General features: G+C 59.3%; 17 protein-coding genes. 11 read left to right on the forward strand and 6 right to left on the reverse strand.

The features are described from left to right. Positions 1-202: 202 nt before the first annotated feature. A complete protein-coding gene (locus WCO56_15350) occupies positions 203-949 on the reverse strand; it encodes a transposase (GenBank protein ID MEI7730950.1) in 747 nt (248 codons plus the stop codon). 395 nt (positions 950-1,344) lie between these two features. Here WCO56_15350 and WCO56_15355 point away from each other — a divergent pair, with 395 nt between their 5' ends. After that, positions 1,345-2,841 (forward strand): DUF2851 family protein, encoded by a 1,497-nt coding sequence (locus WCO56_15355; GenBank protein MEI7730951.1) that lies wholly within the window; start codon positions 1,345-1,347, stop codon positions 2,839-2,841. 63 nt (positions 2,842-2,904) lie between these two features. Next, entirely contained in the window at positions 2,905-3,570 is a 666-nt protein-coding gene (locus WCO56_15360; protein MEI7730952.1) for a DUF922 domain-containing protein, read from the forward strand. Between the two features lie 11 nt (positions 3,571-3,581). Here the strand turns inward: WCO56_15360 and WCO56_15365 are convergent, their stop codons facing one another. From WCO56_15365 to WCO56_15380, 4 genes are all read right to left on the reverse strand, one after another. Beyond that, the gene (locus tag WCO56_15365; protein MEI7730953.1) at positions 3,582-4,019 is read right to left on the reverse strand and encodes a phage holin family protein; all 438 of its coding nucleotides are present in this window, start codon (positions 4,017-4,019) and stop codon (positions 3,582-3,584) included. A 64-nt stretch (positions 4,020-4,083) separates the two neighbouring features. Next, positions 4,084-5,412: a Gfo/Idh/MocA family oxidoreductase gene (locus tag WCO56_15370; protein ID MEI7730954.1), complete on the reverse strand. Its 1,329-nt coding sequence runs from the start codon at positions 5,410-5,412 to the stop codon at positions 4,084-4,086. Positions 5,413-5,466: 54 nt separating this feature from the next. Next, on the reverse strand, positions 5,467-5,640 hold the full coding sequence (locus WCO56_15375; GenBank protein ID MEI7730955.1) for a hypothetical protein: 174 nt from the start codon (positions 5,638-5,640) through the stop codon (positions 5,467-5,469). Continuing rightward, positions 5,637-6,122 (reverse strand): YajQ family cyclic di-GMP-binding protein, encoded by a 486-nt coding sequence (locus WCO56_15380; protein ID MEI7730956.1) that lies wholly within the window; start codon positions 6,120-6,122, stop codon positions 5,637-5,639. The genes WCO56_15375 and WCO56_15380 overlap by 4 nt, the downstream gene beginning before the upstream one ends. An 84-nt stretch (positions 6,123-6,206) precedes the next feature. On the opposite strand from WCO56_15380, the gene WCO56_15385 reads away from it, so the two are divergent. From WCO56_15385 to WCO56_15420, 8 genes are all read left to right on the forward strand, one after another. Beyond that, positions 6,207-7,577: an SGNH/GDSL hydrolase family protein gene (locus WCO56_15385; protein MEI7730957.1), complete on the forward strand. Its 1,371-nt coding sequence runs from the start codon at positions 6,207-6,209 to the stop codon at positions 7,575-7,577. An 82-nt stretch (positions 7,578-7,659) separates the two neighbouring features. After that, positions 7,660-7,938 (forward strand): hypothetical protein, encoded by a 279-nt coding sequence (locus tag WCO56_15390; protein ID MEI7730958.1) that lies wholly within the window; start codon positions 7,660-7,662, stop codon positions 7,936-7,938. A 196-nt stretch (positions 7,939-8,134) separates the two neighbouring features. Beyond that, positions 8,135-11,017, forward strand: a complete 2,883-nt coding sequence (locus WCO56_15395) for a hypothetical protein (protein MEI7730959.1) — start codon at positions 8,135-8,137, stop codon at positions 11,015-11,017. Between the two features lie 58 nt (positions 11,018-11,075). Beyond that, positions 11,076-11,594, forward strand: coding sequence for a hypothetical protein (locus tag WCO56_15400; protein ID MEI7730960.1), 519 nt, complete (start codon positions 11,076-11,078; stop codon positions 11,592-11,594). Between the two features lie 220 nt (positions 11,595-11,814). Then, a complete protein-coding gene (locus tag WCO56_15405) occupies positions 11,815-12,411 on the forward strand; it encodes a sigma-70 family RNA polymerase sigma factor (GenBank protein MEI7730961.1) in 597 nt (198 codons plus the stop codon). Next, positions 12,404-12,697, forward strand: coding sequence for a hypothetical protein (locus tag WCO56_15410; GenBank protein MEI7730962.1), 294 nt, complete (start codon positions 12,404-12,406; stop codon positions 12,695-12,697). Before WCO56_15405 ends, WCO56_15410 begins: the two co-directional genes overlap by 8 nt. Continuing rightward, positions 12,694-13,104, forward strand: coding sequence for a hypothetical protein (locus WCO56_15415; protein ID MEI7730963.1), 411 nt, complete (start codon positions 12,694-12,696; stop codon positions 13,102-13,104). The genes WCO56_15410 and WCO56_15415 overlap by 4 nt, the downstream gene beginning before the upstream one ends. A gap of 96 nt (positions 13,105-13,200) precedes the next feature. After that, a complete protein-coding gene (locus tag WCO56_15420) occupies positions 13,201-13,806 on the forward strand; it encodes a hypothetical protein (protein MEI7730964.1) in 606 nt (201 codons plus the stop codon). A 71-nt stretch (positions 13,807-13,877) separates the two neighbouring features. On the opposite strand, the gene WCO56_15425 is transcribed toward WCO56_15420, so the two are convergent. Then, positions 13,878-14,672 carry a helix-turn-helix domain-containing protein gene (locus WCO56_15425; GenBank protein MEI7730965.1) on the reverse strand — a complete coding sequence of 265 codons (795 nt, stop codon included), beginning with the start codon at positions 14,670-14,672 and terminating at the stop codon, positions 13,878-13,880. A gap of 89 nt (positions 14,673-14,761) precedes the next feature. On the opposite strand from WCO56_15425, the gene WCO56_15430 reads away from it, so the two are divergent. Beyond that, a complete protein-coding gene (locus WCO56_15430; GenBank protein MEI7730966.1) occupies positions 14,762-16,006 on the forward strand; it encodes a Gfo/Idh/MocA family oxidoreductase in 1,245 nt (414 codons plus the stop codon). Positions 16,007-16,011: the final 5 nt, after the last annotated feature.

The raw sequence follows: 16,011 nt of genomic DNA on the forward strand, positions 1-16,011 counted from the left end.
CTGCGGTACGAAACGCGGCGGCACACCTCCCCGTACCGCAGGTTTCCAAACCTGCTGTGTCGCCGACTTCCCAGTCGGCAGACCGTTTGTCATTTCCCGGCGCGCTCGAACTTCAAACACCTTGCAGGTTAGGAAACCTGCGATACAGCAGACTTGGAAGTCTGCGGTACAGTCAGAACCTGCAGTTCAGCGGAAATTCGCGCTACGCTGTTGGCGGCGGCACGGCGTTGCTCCACCCCGGCCAGACGCTGCTCCAGGGCCAATCTTCCGGTTGCGCACACAGCTTGGCTGTGACCGGATTATGGCGGATGTAACGGCTGATGCGCGCTTTCTCGTCATCGTCTCGCACCCAGTGGTTATAAGACTCCGGCTGCCAGAATCGGTCTTCTTCCATCTCGACCATCGGTTTGATGCGGCGCGACGTAAATTGCTTCCAGCTTTTCAGGATGTCACTGAGCGTATGATTGGGCCTTGGCCAGAGCAGCGCGTGAACATGATTGGGCATCACCACCCAGTTTCCCAGATAATACCAGTCGCCTTCAAAATGCAGGATGGCATTGCAAACCAATTCCGCCGCCTCCGGCCGGCGCAAATGGCACGCTCCGTGTCCCTGGTCCAGATACCGTTCCACTTGCCGGCGAAAGTCGCGATGGATATCCGCCTCGGAATCGCTGGTGGGCTGGCCCTGCTCCACGGCTTGGCACCAGCGCCGCAAGCGTTCGGCATGCTTGGCTTCGAGCTGAAGCAACACCGCTTTGGGCAGCGAGTCAGCCAGCCGGAAGGTGACGAAGTAAGAGGCCCCCTCCCGTTTGACGTGTGGGAGATAACCCCGAGAGTGGACGCCCGAGCGCATGGGATTTGCGGTCATTGGTTTAACGCCGGTGGCGCGCAGTTCGTAATGCACGCGATTCAAGCCGGGGTTCGGCTCATCATCTCGATGCGTATGCATGGCCGCAGGCTAACACAATTTCAGGAACATTGGCAACCTCGTACCGCAGGTTTCCAAACCTGCTGTGTCGCCGACTTCCTAGTCGGCAGACCGTTTGTCATTCCCCAGCGCGCTCGAACTTCAAACACCTTGCAGGTTAGGAAACCTGCGATACAGCAGACTTGGAAGTCTGCGGCACGAAACGCGGCGGCACGCCACCCCGTACCGCAGGTTTCCAAACCTGCTTCCAAACCCACTGGCTAAAGCAGTCAAAGCCACGCGCTCCGGTGGGCGTTGAGCTTGGTGCCATGGTTGCGACAGTCCCGGGTGAAAAAGCAGAACCCGCGCAAAGGACGCAACCAATCAGGTTGACGCGAAAGGGTAAAGGGCAAGCTGTTTTTGCTGTTTTCTCCCTCATGAACCTTGACTTTCATGGCGCTGGACGCGATGAAAGACGCGTGTTTTCCGTCCCAACAAGTTTTTATGCGCGGTGGTGTCTGAGCCCCGGTGCGGACGGCTTGCGCGAAGCGCCGGCGGACCCGCCGCCGGAGAAGCTGCTGCAAGTCATCTGGCAGCATCAGCGGCTGAAACGCCAGAGCCTGCGCCTGGTGGATGGCCGTTCGTTGCGCGTGTTGCACCCTGGATTTTGGAACCACGAACCCGGCCCGGATTTCCGTGGCGCGGTCATCCAGATCGGTGCGGAAACGCCGCGTTCGGGCGATGTGGAGCTGGACCAGTACCCGGAGGATTGGAGGGCGCATAAACATGATGTCAACCCGGCGTTCAAGGGTGTCACGCTGCATGTGGTGTGGGCGTGCGGCAGCCGGGGGCCGGGAGCGCTGCCCACATTGGAATTGAATACCGCGCTGGAGGCACCCATGGAACAGTTGAGCCGCTGGCTGCCCTCCGAGGAATCCGGGCGGTTACCCGAGGAACTGGCAGGGCAATGCTGTCCGTGTCTGCGCGAAATGACGGCGGACGAGGTGCAGCGGATGCTGCATGAAGCGGCGCTGGCGCGGCTGCAATGCAAGGCCGCCCAACTCCAGGCGCGCGCCCATGAAACCGGTTGGGAACAGGCACTCTGGGAAGGGTTGTTTCGCGCCTTGGGTTACAAGCACAATACCTGGCCGATGCAGTGCCTGGCGGAACAACGATCCCGTTTGCTGGCCGGTGTACGGGGTGCGCTGCAAGTCCAAGCGCGCTTGCTTGGCTTGGCGGGATTGCTGCCGTCCGATTTGGCCCGCAACCGTTCCGCCGCCGATTCGTATGTGCGTCAAGTCTGGGATTTCTGGTGGCGGGAACAGGCTTCGTTTGGCGAAGCGCGGCTGCCCAAAAATATCTGGCGTCTGGCCGGGTTGCGTCCGGCCAACAATCCGCAACGACGCTTGGCGCTGGCGGCGCACTGGTTGACGGCCAGCGATCTACCCGGCCAATTGGAGGCTTGGGATAAAGCGGATGGCACCGCGCCGCGGGCGGCGGAACGCCTGCTCAAGCTATTACAAGCGCCGCCGGACCCCTTCTGGTCCTGGCATTGGACGCTGCGTTCGGAAAAATTGCGTGCCGCCCAACCGCTTTTGGGCGCAGCCCGAGTCACCGATCTGGCCATGAATGTCATTCTGCCGTGGCTGTGGGTGCGGGCGGTGGAAGCGCAACGCGACGACGTGCGTCAACGGGTCGAAGCCCACTATCAAAACTGGCCCGCAGGGGAGGATAATGCCGTGCTTAAGCTGGCGCGCGGACGATTATTGGGGAATACCACGGTGCGCCAGCTCAAAACCGCCGCCGCCCAACAAGGGCTGTTGCAAATCACCCGCGATTTTTGCGCGCATTCGAACGCGCTATGCCAGGAATGCCGCTTCCCGGAACTGGTGCGCCAATGGCTGGCGCAACAGCGTGGTGAAACGAAAAAGTAGCGGTCGGGGTGGGCGGTTGCACCAAAACCGAATGGCGAAAACCGAAATCCGAAAGAAATCCGAATGCCGAATACCGAAAATCGCAGTGGAGACGGAAGACAAGTGGTAGCTCTGCGTGGCAGTTTTGGATTGCGAGTATTATCGCTTCCTCCCGCCTCGTGCCGCCTCGGTCTATGGCTGGCAGTCTTTGCCTGGACGATGATGGCGGCGGCAGCGACCAAAGGAGATGCGCGGGTAACCATGACTTTTACCGTGACCACCAACTATTATCTGGTTCAAGGCAATACCTTTCCGGAAATGATGAGCGCTGTGGAACAGGCGCGTCCCTGGAAGACCAATCATAACCAGTTCGATGGTTGGACGGAGTGGCGGATTAGTTGGAATTTTCACCACGCCGGCGCAAATGGGGAAGTACGGCTGACCGATGTCAAAGTGACTACCGTGGCCAAAATCACGGTGCCAAAACTTAAACCATCCACGGATGCCGATCCGGAAGCATTGCATCATTGGGGCACCTTCAGTGAAGGTTTATTACGACACGAGCTGGGCCATGTACGCATTGCCCGGGAGGCCACGGATGCCGTTAAACATCAGTTTGAAAACACCGGACGTTATGCCACGCCCCGGGAATTATCCGCAGCCGTGGAAACCGCCAATGACGGGATACTCAAGCAATTCAAACAAAAAGAAACCGATTACGATTGGAAGACGAATCACGGGCGGAACTGACCGCGACCTGGCTAGACGTCAATTACCGGGCCAGGGCCGGGACCATCCGAATCCTTCCGGCGGGGCGGGGGACGCTTCACTTGCACGCGTGCCGTCCCGGTGCCGACCAGGCTGTTCAATACCAGGCTGATGACCGCCATCAGCAAGGCGGCTTTGCAGGCGACCCAAAAACTGGCGACGTGGAATTCCTTGACCAGGCCGCTTACTGCGTAGAGCAACAAGGCGTTGATGACGAGGGTGAACAAGCCGAGCGTGAACAGCAACAGGGGCAGGGAAAGCACCAGCAGGAACGGACGCACCAAGGCATTCAACACGCCGAGCACCAGCGTGGCAATAATCAGATCCGTGGACGTCTCATACGAGATGCCATCAATCACGCGCGTAGCCACCAACACCGCAAGGGTGTTGATGAGCCAAGCCTGGATAAACGCTTTTAGCTGCGGCGACATACCGGCGCTAGAATGCACCAAGCTGGGGCCCATGACAACCGCCAAGTGCATTCACGCGTATCCGTCAAATGCCAAAACCTTTGCGATAAACCTTTCGGATGATGGCGTCCGCCTCGGGCGCATTCTTCGCGCGCATATTTGCGGCATCCCATTCGATGCGCTTTTGCAGGCGCGTGGCCAGATTCCCCACCAGCAATGTCTCGGTGAAGAGTCCGGAATAGGCAAAACCGGCCTTCGCATCCTCCGGCTTGCGATCTTTGCACGCCTGCACCCATTCGGCACGATGTCCGATGGAGCGCGGTAACGTCTTTGGTGGCAGCTCAAACGAATTGCGCAGGCTGTCCGGGAAAAGCTTGGGCATGCCGCACCAGCCACCGCAGACAATCACGCCCTTGGTGCCCAGGAAATAAATGCCGTTGTCCGGCAGGTCAAAGTCGTCGCCCAGATCCTTGGGTTTAGGCGGCATCTTGCCGCCGTCGTACCAATAGGCTTTGAGGGCCGGTCGCCCGCCTTTGGCGGCGAATTCAAACGTGATGATCTGCCAGGACGGATACGTTTCCTTTTTGATCGGGCTGCTCTGGGCTTCCGTGGCGGTCGGGGTATCCAGATCCAAGGCGTAAAACGCCGGGTCCAGATTATGCACCGCCATGTCGCCCAAAGCGCCGGTGCCGAAATCGAACCAGCCGCGCCAGGCGCGCGGGTGGTAATAGGGATGATACGGACGTTCCGGGGCAGCGCCCAGCCAGAGATTCCAGTCCAACTCCGCCGGCACCGGCGGCGTTTCCGTGGGACGCTCAAAGTCCTGCTTCCAGAATTTTCCAGGGCGGTCACTCCAGCAATGCACTTCCTTGACCGTGCCGATGGCGCCGGCCTGAATCCACTCGCGCGTGGCGCGCAACCCTTCGTTCGCGTGCCCGTTATTGCCCATCTGGGTGACCAGTCCAGTTTCTTTTGCCACCCGCGTCATAATGCGGGTCTCCTCAATGGTATGGGCCATCGGTTTCTCCACATAGACATGTTTGCCGGCGCGCAACGCGGCGAGGCTGATGGGAGCATGCATGTGGTCGGGGGTGCCAATCACAACTGCATCTACACCTTTGATTTTCTCCAGCATTACCCGGTAATCCTGGTAGTGCTCCGCCTTGGGAAAAGCCTTGGCGGTGCCTGCGGCATACTTCCAATCCACGTCGCACAAGGCCACAATGTTCTGGCTGGCGATGGCAGTGTCGCGCAGCACCGCGCCGCCTTGCTTGGCGATGCCAATACCGGCGATGTTCAGTTTGTCACTGGGAGGCGTCTGGCCCTGGCCCAGAACATGGCGGGGCACAATTTGGAAACCGATGCCGGCAGTAGCGGCAAGTTTAAGAAACTGACGGCGTTGAATGTTATGCATAAATTGCTTATTGGACGTTAAATTCCCGGGCAAGCTTCAACCAATCAAGCTGATTTAATGGGGCACCTGGTTAAGCGTTAATTCCAAATGCAGATGACCGACCGTCGAGGCGATGCAGCCTTCCTCATCCCGCGCCGGGATGATCACGCTCAAGAGTTTAAGCGGAATGGGAGACGGGTCCTTCCCGCTGCATCCGTGGTCGGGTTCGGCTGCCGTTTTCAGGGTCATTCCCGGAAATTCTGGAATTGCAGCGCCACGTTGAAATCCTTGGCCCGTACCGCCGCCATGACCGCCTGCAATTCATCCCGGCTCTTGCTGGTGACGCGGACCTGGTTATCCTGGATTTGCGTGGTGACCTTGAACTTTCCATCGCGCACGAACCCGGTGATCTGCTTGGCCACCGTGACTTCGATGCCTTGCTTGATCTTGATCAACTGCCGCGCATGACCGAGCGGCGAGACATCCGGCGCGCACCGCTCGACGCTTTTCAGGCTGATATTGCGCTTGGCCAGGCGGCCAATGACAATTTCCTCCAGCGTTTTGATGCGGAACTGGTCCTCGGCGGACAGCTTGATCTCGTTTTTCTCAAGCTGGATTTCCGCTTTGCTCCCCTTGAAATCAAACCGGTTGGCCAATTCTTTTTTGGCCATGTTCACGGCATTCTCGACTTCCATCGAATTCACTTCGCTGACGATATCAAATGACGGCATAACCACAGGCTACCGCTCCCGGCGAAAAAGAAAAACCTTTTTTATCGGACTTGACGCCAGTATTTGGGGCCATACTCTACCGCCATGAACACACGATTATCGCACCTAATCGCCCTGTGCCTGAGCACGAGCGCCCTGTTGGCCCAGCAACCCGCGCCTGCCCCGGAGGCCGCGCCCAAGCCCGAATTCAAAACCATTGTGTCGCGCCTTGAACTCAAGGATGGCGACACGCTGGTCTTCCTCGGCGACAGCATCACCCACCAATGTCTTTATACCCAGTACCTCGAAGATTACTTCTATACCCGCTATCCCAACCTGCGCATCCATTTCCATAACTCCGGCGTGGGCGGTGACCGCGCCGCTGACGCGCTACGCCGTTTCGAGGACGATGTCGCCTCGTTCAAACCCAAATACGTCACCATCCTGCTGGGCATGAACGACGGCAGTTACCGCGATTTCGACAAGGCGATCTTCGACACCTATCAGCAGGGCATGACCACGTTGCTGGACCAGATTGCCGCACTCGGCGCCACGGCCATCCCGATGACCCCCACCATGCATGACGCCCGCGCCGCGCGCCTGCGCGGCAAGCCACAGGAACCACGCGACACCTACTATAACGGCGTGCTGGCGCTGTACGGCGCATGGTTGCGCGAGCAGGCCCAGGTGCGCGGGTTGGGCTTCGTGGATATGTATTCCCAACTCAACACGCTCACTCTGGAAGCGCGCAAAACCAATGCCACCTTTACGCTGATCAAGGACGCTGTGCATCCCGACGCCCCCGGCCAGGTGGTCATGGCCATCGGGATTCTTGATAGCATGGTGCAAAAGGGGCCGGTGTCCGCCATCACCGTCGCCATCCTGCCCAAGACCGGCAAATTCGGAGCCCTCCCCGCCGTCAACGGCAAAATCACGGATTTCAAGGAAGAAGGCGACACGCTGAGCTTCAATTTCCAGGCCAACGCGCTGCCCTGGGTTTTGCCGCCAGATGCAGCCGAGGGTTACAAACTGACGCACGCCGGCCACCGCAACAGCAACGAGAAGATCACCGTCCGCAATCTCAAACCCGGAAAATATGCGCTGCGTATCGAAGGCCAGGCGGCGGGCACCTATACCGACGGGCAGCTCGCGTTCGGTGTGGAACTCGAGGAGAACGAGAAAACCCCGCAGTACCAACAGGCGCTCAAGGTGGCATTACTCAACAAAGACCGCAACGATCAGGCGGTGCGCCCTCTGCGCAACTTCTGGGGCGGCCTGAAGGGCAGACGCAACGCGCTGGGCAAAGTGCCGGCGGCGGAAAAAGAAGCCGCACAAGCCACGTTCGACAAATGGGTGAAGGATGAATTCACACCCGGCATCGCCAAACTGAAAGCCCAAGTCCTGGAATTCGAGAACAAGATATACGAAGCCAACCAGATTCCCGCCCGAAAATACGAAATCACCCGGGTGCCGTGATGGCTGGCCGCGAAACGCTTGGTGGGGGTTGACGCCGCCCACCGGTAGGCCATGTTATGTGCGTGAACGACAATCGTCTCGCATGATACCGAAAAACGAACCGCCACGCCGTTGGTTCGGGCTGTTGTTTATTGCCCTGGCCGGGGGCATGGTATTATGGGGATTCACCGTCCTGAAATCGCGGCTGGAGGGTAAGTCCTTCATCGTCTATTGGGCGTTGTGCTTTCTGTTTACCGGGCTCGCGGTCATCTTCTCCTTCTTTGAATCATTGCGACTGCGGAAGTATTACCAGCGAGAGCAGCGGGAACTCATCGCCCAAGCCATTCAGGAAATCCGCAAGGAGACCGGGGAAAAACAATGAGGGGACGGCATTTGGCCGTTCCCCCCTCCTGACCGACCGGCTTCCTGCTGCAAACCCTTCGGATTTGGCTTCGGCAGGTGCCGTCAAAGAGGTCGTCTTTGCACTAGACTATTCGGGCGGGGTTCGCAATATTGGGCGCACAGCATGAAACAATATGGTATGCAATACGGTTTGAATGAATAACCACGCAACAGTTATGAATACTGCCAACGATACCCTGACCCGTCGCCACTTCCTCCAGCTCGCCGCGCTGACGCCGCTGGCGGCCGCCCTGCCCGCCTATGTCTGCCGCGCCGCCGCCGCCGCCGATGCGCCGCTTTGCATCAGTGGGGTTTATCCGCACCTGGCGTTCTTTAACACATACGGGGAATGCGGCATCGGCGGGATTGTCCCCTGGGCTGGAAAGCTCTGGGCGATCACCTACCCGCCGCACCTGACCAAAGGCAGCACCGACAAACTCTACGAGATTGATGAGCAGTTGAACCTGACCGCCCGGCCCGAGAGCGTCGGCGGCACCCACGCCTGCCGGTTGATTCACCGGGAGTCAAACCAGCTCATCATCGGCGTGTATTTCATTGATGCCAAGGGCAACGTTCGCGCCGCCGATTTAGAGAAGCTGACCGGCCGCATGACGGGTATCGCGCGGCATCTCACTGATCCGGCCAACCTCGTTTACATCTACGACATGGAGGGAGCCGTCTATGAGGTCAACGTCCACACGCTGGACGTGAAAAAATTGTTCGCCAAACCTGTCCCCGGCTGGCACGGCAAGGGGGCTTACAGCAGCCAGGGGCGGCTCGTCATCTCAAATAACGGGGAAAGCGCCGCCGGCAAGGCCCCGAAGGAATATCTCGCGGACTGGCCCGCCAACGACCCGGAAGCCGCCGGGTTGCTCGCCGAATATGACGGCAAGAGCTGGCGCATCATCGAGCGTCGGCAATTCACCGAGGTCACCGGCCCCGGCGGCATCAACGGCAACGCCAAAGACACCGACCCGATCTGGGCCACCGGTTGGGATAAACGCTCGGTGATCCTGAAGCTGCTTGATGGCGGCGTGTGGCACACGTTCCGCATGCCCAAGGCCAGTCACGCGTTCGATCCGAAGCACGGCTGGTTCACCGAATGGCCGCGCATCCGCGAGGTCGGGCCGGGCACGGCGATCATGACGATGCACGGGATGCTTTGGAATTTCCCGCTGAGTTTCTCGGCGGCGAACACGGCGGGCATCCGCGCGATCTGCTCGCACCTGCGCTATGTGACGGATGTCTGCACGTGGAACAACCGGCTGGTGATTTCCTCCGATGACACCTCGATCATGGCGAACCCGATGGCGGGCATCTCGCAATCCAACATGTGGTTCCCACCGCAGAACTCGCTGACGAATCGCGGTCCCCGCGCCGGTTGGGGCGGCCCCTGGATGGATGACGCGGTGAAAGCCGGCGAGCCGAGCGTGCCGTTCCTGGTCAACGGCTTCGACCGGCGCGTGCTGCATCTGGCCATCGGTTCCCGTTTCTCGACCGCCGTGGAAAAGACCGGCGCAACCCGCTGCACCGGCGCGTTGCCAATAACCGAACTGCCGACGGACCTGGCAAGTCTGGCGCGCGTGAGCGTCGGGCGCGGCACCATGAGCAAGCCGGCGGCGGGTTACAGCTTCACCGTCAACCAGGAGGTGACGGTGTTCCTCGCCGTGGATAGCCGTCCCAAAGCGGCGCTGGACGCCGGTTGGGAGAAGACCACGCTGCAAGTGAAATGGGACAAGTCCAATGACGACGTGTACCGCAAGACCTTCCCCGCCGGTCGCGTGGAAATCCCGCCGCACCCGGCGGAGCATGCACCGGCCAGCTACGGCGTTCCGCACCTGGCGTTCCTCAAACCGCCGGGCGAGGCTGCGAAGCTCGAAGTGACCGAGCTGCCAAAGAACGGCGGCGCATTTATCCCCGCGCAGCCCGCCGCGCCCGCGCAACCCGCCAGCAACCCCATGGAAATCACGTTCACGCTTGAAATTGACGCAGCCGGCAATGGCAAGTGGAGCGAATACCAGCGCATCACCGTCCCCAAGAGCGGCTACACCTACTTCATTTTCCCAGCCGACTTCAAAGCGCAATGGCTGCGATTGAAAGCCGACAAGGACTGCACGGTGACGGCCTACCTGCACCAGAGCGACGCGGGGCACGATCCCAAGCAACCGGCGCTCTTCGCCGCGTTGGCGGACGTCAGCGAGCCGACGGCTTGCGGCGGCCTGCTGCGCCCCTCGGTGAACCAGAACCTGCTCTGGGCCGCAACGCTGATGGAACGCGATGCCGCCAAGGATCTCGGTGTCCTCGAAGTCAACGGCAAGCTCGCCTTTGCCCCGGCCACCGGCGAAGAAGCGCCGCAGGTCAAGGAGTTGGTCAAAGTGAATGAGGACGAGTTCACCGTGGATGACGCGTCGGTGGTGATGAAACTGGACGGCACGCGCTACCGGCTGCCCAAAGGCCCCGCGCAGTACGATCGTCCGTTCGCGACCGGTCGGCCACGGTGTACCCGCGAGGTGGAATCCGAACGCAACCTGATGAACGCGCATGGCACGTTCTACGAAAAGCCGCGCACGCTTGGCTTACCGCTGATCAAACCCATCGCCAGCCACACCAAACAGATCATGGACTTCTGCACGTGGCGCGGCCTGTTGGTCATGAGCGGCACGCGCCCGGGCGCCGGTGCCGACGGCCAGTTCTTTGCCGGAGACGATAAGCGCGGCCTGTGGTTTGGCGCAGTGGACGATCTCTGGCAATTGGGCAAACCCATCGGCAAAGGCGGCCCGTGGTTGAAGACCGCCGTTAAGGCCGGTGCCTCATCCGATCCATACCTGATGACCGGGTACGATCAAAAGACCCTCGAACTCTCGCACGACGCCAGCGAGCCGGTGGAGTTCCTGATCGAAGTGGATTTCGACCATCACCATTGGGTCCCGCTGACCACGCTGAAGGTACTGCCCGGCCAACCGCTGACGCACAAGTTCGAGGAAGGTTTCAGCGCCCACTGGGTCCGCCTGCGCGCCAGCAAAGCCTGCACGGCGAGCGCCGTCTTTACCTACGCGTAGGCACAGACCACCACCGGCAGACCACCTGTTGGTACGCAATAAGTAAGGAGTGAGAACGATGGGATTATTCGACATTTTCAAGCGGAAGACGCCTGGCACCCCGCCGCGCATCGGTACGCAACAGACGTCCGACAATCAACCGATCATTAAGAGCGCAAGGGATGCCAAGGCGTTTTTCCTGGGAGCCACCAAGGATGAGCGGCTGGCTCAATTTCTTGTGGCGGTTGCCGAAAAAGTGGGGCGCGATGGTTACCTCGTGGTGGAACCCGGTGGCGACGGTCAACCTTACTCGGCAGAATATCCAAACGATGAACAATGCTCCGCTGGAAATCGCGGAGTTAGCCAAAAAGAGTGCCAAACGGAGTATCAGCGTCTGCGACAACAACTGGCCATGGCTCAATCCGATGCTGAACGCGATGCGATTGACCGACAGATCGCCGAGTTGGTGTGGGGAATTGGCACGATCCGGGTAAACGTCAGCACTACCCAGGAATTTGAGCGACAGCGCGGCCTGATCCTCGAGACGTGGCAGCAGTTCAAAGTCATCGTAAGAAGCACCCATGATTCAAACTCCTAACGCCAAGCTTCGATCTTCTTTTGTTATTTCGCGGCCCCATTTTTTCGGCCTATTTCCCTCTGAAATATTTTGCAAACTTTCCCCGTTTCCCATTCGCGCCCATTGGCGTGATTCGCGGGCAGACTTCCGTTCTTCATTCGCGCAATCCGCGGTTAAACTCTCCTGTAACCATTGGCATTTCAGCGGCGTTACCTCTATTATGTGCGGAAGAAAATAATGCATGGACACGGCAACTTTCGATTTGAAAGCCTGCCTCGATCGGGTGCGGCGGCAGAATCAGGATGCTGCCGGTGCCTTGGTCGCGCATTTGTTTCCCCTCGTGAAGCGCATCGTACATTCCCACCTGCCGGTCCGGCTGGACGAGGCGGATTTGACGCAAGAGGTGTTCATCAAGCTGTTTGCCCGATTGGAGCAATACCAGGAACGCGACGGCATCCCCTTCGAACACTGGGTGGCCCGCCTGGCGGTGCGCACCTGCCTGGACAGCCTGCGTGCCGAGAAACGGCGGCCCGAATTGCGCTGGGCCGATCTCGAACCGGAGGAAACCGCATGGCTCGATTACCTGGTATCAGCCACCGAAGCGCCGCCCGACGCGTCCCCGGCATCCGCCCGGGAAATCCTGGAGAAATTACTGGCGCAGTTGCCGGTCAACGACCGCCTCGTCATCCATTGGATGGACCTCGAAGAAAAGACGGTCAAGGAAATCAGCCAGTTGACCGGGTGGAGTGGGACGCTGGTAAAAGTGCGGGTTTTTCGCGCGCGGCAACGTCTGAAGAAGCTGGCCGCGAGTTACAAGCAAAAGGCAAAATATGAATGAATTTGAACAACGCTGGCAGGAATGCGCCCGGCAGAGCCGGAAAGCCACAGCGGCGGAACCGGCCCCTATGCCGGGCTTCGCGGCCACGGTATGGGCGCAAAGTCGCCGTGCTGAGCCAACCACCCCACCGGCGGCGGTCTGGCTGCGGTTCGCCTTGCGTGCCTTGGCGGCGGTGAGCGTATTGGCCCTTGTTTGTCTCACCTTGGAAATCGTCAACCCGGAAAACAGCAGCGGCCTCGTGCCGCATGTGGAGGACACCGTGACCGAACTGTTCTGGATGTTATGAAAATTTCGTATTCATGGAAAGTGACGGGCGCATTGGCGGCGCTGATTCTGCTTAGCGTGGTGGTCGGCGTGTTTCTGGGCATTCGCCTGGCTCGCCTTAAACAGGCCCAGGCTTCCAACCCCGCCCGGTGGAATGAAACCGTCATGAAATCACTGGATCAAAAGCTCAAGCCCACCCCCGAGCAGCGCCGCCAGTTCCAGACCGACATTGACACGGCGGTGGATGAACTGAAACGCATCCGGGAAGAGACCATCCAGCGCAGCACCAAGGTCATCGGCAAGCTGGTGGCCGATGTGGATCAGCGGCTCACCCCGGAACAAAAGGCCGCGTTTGAATCCATGAAACCAAAGGCGCAGGACTTGAATTCGCTGGATGTGCTGAAGGTGGAACCACGCAAGAAACCGTAAACGATCTTTCCAGTGTAACCTGGATGGTTGGTGCGGCGTTACTTGTCTCAGAGCCGCATGAACCGGCCGAAAACTTGAACTGAAATTAATTTATATATGAAAAACAAAATGACCGTTACCCTCGTACTCCTGGCCGCCGGCTTATCGCTGGCCCAGGCACAATCCAGTGCCTCGCGCGAAGAAAGCCTGAAGGCGGCCTTCGCCCTAAGCGCTGACCTCAGCCAGATGCTGAATACGCCCATCCCCACCGACCCGGATGTGAAACGCCCGGTGGCGGTGCGCGAAGGCGAGCGGGGCGCGCTGGCGATGCCGGAATGTAAACTGACACCCGAAACCTTGGCCAAGGTGGGCAAGGACGTGGTGCCGGTCGGCCAGCTTTGGCTGCGGAAGGTGACGTTGCAGAGTGAGGGCAGGGCCATCCGGGACACCAAACTTCAGGTGGTTGAAATTGCCACCGGCCAACAAACGGCCTCAGTCTCGCTCCATGCCTTGGCAGTGCAAAAAAATGCCGATGGTAAACTTCAGTTGCTGATCTTCGGCAAGGATAAGGAACCGATCTTAACCGTGCCGCTCAAGGAAATCTCCACCAAGCAGGAGAGCCCCATCGAAATGACCGGCACCCAGCAGGGCGACGGTGCTGAACTCACGCTCAAGATTGTCGGGAAGTACGAAGCCAGCTTTTCAGTGGGTTCTTCAGAATAATGACCGATCCGAAGTCCGAACGCCGAACTGAAACCCAAATTTAGGCAGAAACATGGCGGGTAAAAGATGTCCTATTTTTTACCTGCCATCTTTTTGCCAGTCCTGTCACTGCAACCTGATTCCATTGGCGCATGACGGCGGCGGTAATGCTGCGGGGCGATGCCCATGATGCGCTGAAAGAGCCGGGAAAAATGGCTGTGATCGTAAAACCCCGTCGCGAGGGCGATGTCGGTGCATTTCCGATCGGTACCGGTCAGCAACCGGCAGGCGGCGTTGACTCGTACACGCAATAGATATTCGCGTGGTGACGTGCCGAACAGCCGGTGGAACACCCGTTCGAACTGGCTGCGGGATAGCCCGGCAATCGCGGCCAGCTTCGGGGTGGTCAGCGGCTCCGCAAAATCCTGGTGCATCCGTTGCACGGCTTTGGTCAGTGGCCCGAATTTCCGCGGCGGCGTTCGCAATCCCTCCACCTCCCGATGTATGCCCGCCACGCCAATAATGCGCTGACGGTTATCCCGCACCGGTACTTTGCTGTAAATCACGAGGTGGTCCGGACCGACCTCCTCCGGGGCGAGCGTCAGGGCGTTGATAATGGGCTCCCCGGTTTCCATCACCTTTCGGTCTTGCGCCACATACACGGCGGCCCGTTGCGGCGACCAGAAGTCATAATCTGTTTTGCCCAGCGTCTCGGCCTCGGAGCCCACCCGGCAATATTCGCACGCCCGCCGGTTCTGCATCACGAACCGGCCCTGCCGGTCCTTCATGAAAAACGCCACGTCCGGCAGCAGTTCCAGCAGTTGTTGAAACACCTGGGAACTGCCGATGCGCCGTAAAAAGTTCGTTTTAAAACGTTCGGGATTCATGCGCGAAAAATACACCAAAACAGCACACACTTGCAAGCGGGAAACGCCGGTTTTGGGTAACCATACCGGGAAGTACAGACATTAAATTTATGAAACACGTGTTCAAAGCTTCCGTCACGGATCGTCAAGGCCGTGAGTTAAACCGCCGTCAATTCCTGACCGTCTCGGGCGCGGCCGCCACCTTTGCCATCCTCAACCCGCAATTCGCCAACGGTGCTGCGGCGGATGGCAAATTGAATATTGGGTTGATCGGCTGTGGCGGACGCGGCACTTGGATTCTGAAGTTTTTCAAGGAACACGGTGGCTACAATATCGCGGCGGTCTCCGATTATTTCCAGGATCGCGTGGACAACGCGGGCGAGAAATACGGGGTGCCGGCGGGCATGCGGTTCACCGGCTTGAACGGGCACAAGCGGTTGCTGGATCAAAAGCTGGATGCGGTGATCATCATTACGCCTCCCTACTTCCACCCGGAACAGGCGGCGGATGCCGTGGCTGCCGGCAAACACGTGTACTTGGCCAAACCGCTCGCGGTGGATGTGCCGGGCTGTCAATCCATTGGCCGCTCGGGCGAATTGGCCGCCAGCAAAAACCAGGCATTCCTGGTGGACTTTCAAAGCCGTGCCCACCCCAGCTATCAGCAGGCCGTCAGCATGGTGCATCAGGGGAAGATTGGTAAAATCGTCTCCGCCGAGGCCGCCTACCAGACCGGGCCGGTCGGCAAGGGCGTGGACGACGCACGCCGGGCCGATCCGGCCAACGCCGAGTTGCGCCTGCGCGCCTGGGTGACGGATCGCGTGCTCTCCGGGGACATTATCACCGAACAGAATATTCACGCGCTGGACATGGCTTCCTGGGCATTAAATGCGGAACCTATCAAGGCCTACGGCGCGGGCGGCAGAAAACGTCCGTTTGTGGGCGATTGCTGGGATCACTTCGCCTGCGTGTTTTATTATCCGGACGATGTCCTGCTCAGTTTCAATTCCAAACAAGTCGGACGGTATTGGGATGACATCATGTGCCGGGTGTTTGGCACCGATGGCGCTCTGGATCTGCATTACGCCGGCGATGTGCAGGTAAAGTGCGATGACAAGTACAACGGCGGCAAGCCCAGCAACCTCTACGCGGATGGCGCAGTGCGCAACATTGCCACCTTCCATGAAAGCATTTTGAAGGGCGACTTTTCCAATTCCACCGTGGCCCCCAGTGTGCGCAGCAACCTAGTCACCATTCTGGGCCGCACTGCCGCCTATAAAAACGGTGAAGTCACCTGGGCGGAGATCATGAAGGCGAATGAAAAACTCGAGTTCGCAACCAAGGGCCTCAAGGGCTGATTATT

This window comes from Verrucomicrobiota bacterium (genome assembly GCA_037139415.1).
Classification (GTDB): domain Bacteria; phylum Verrucomicrobiota; class Verrucomicrobiia; order Limisphaerales; family Fontisphaeraceae; genus JBAXGN01.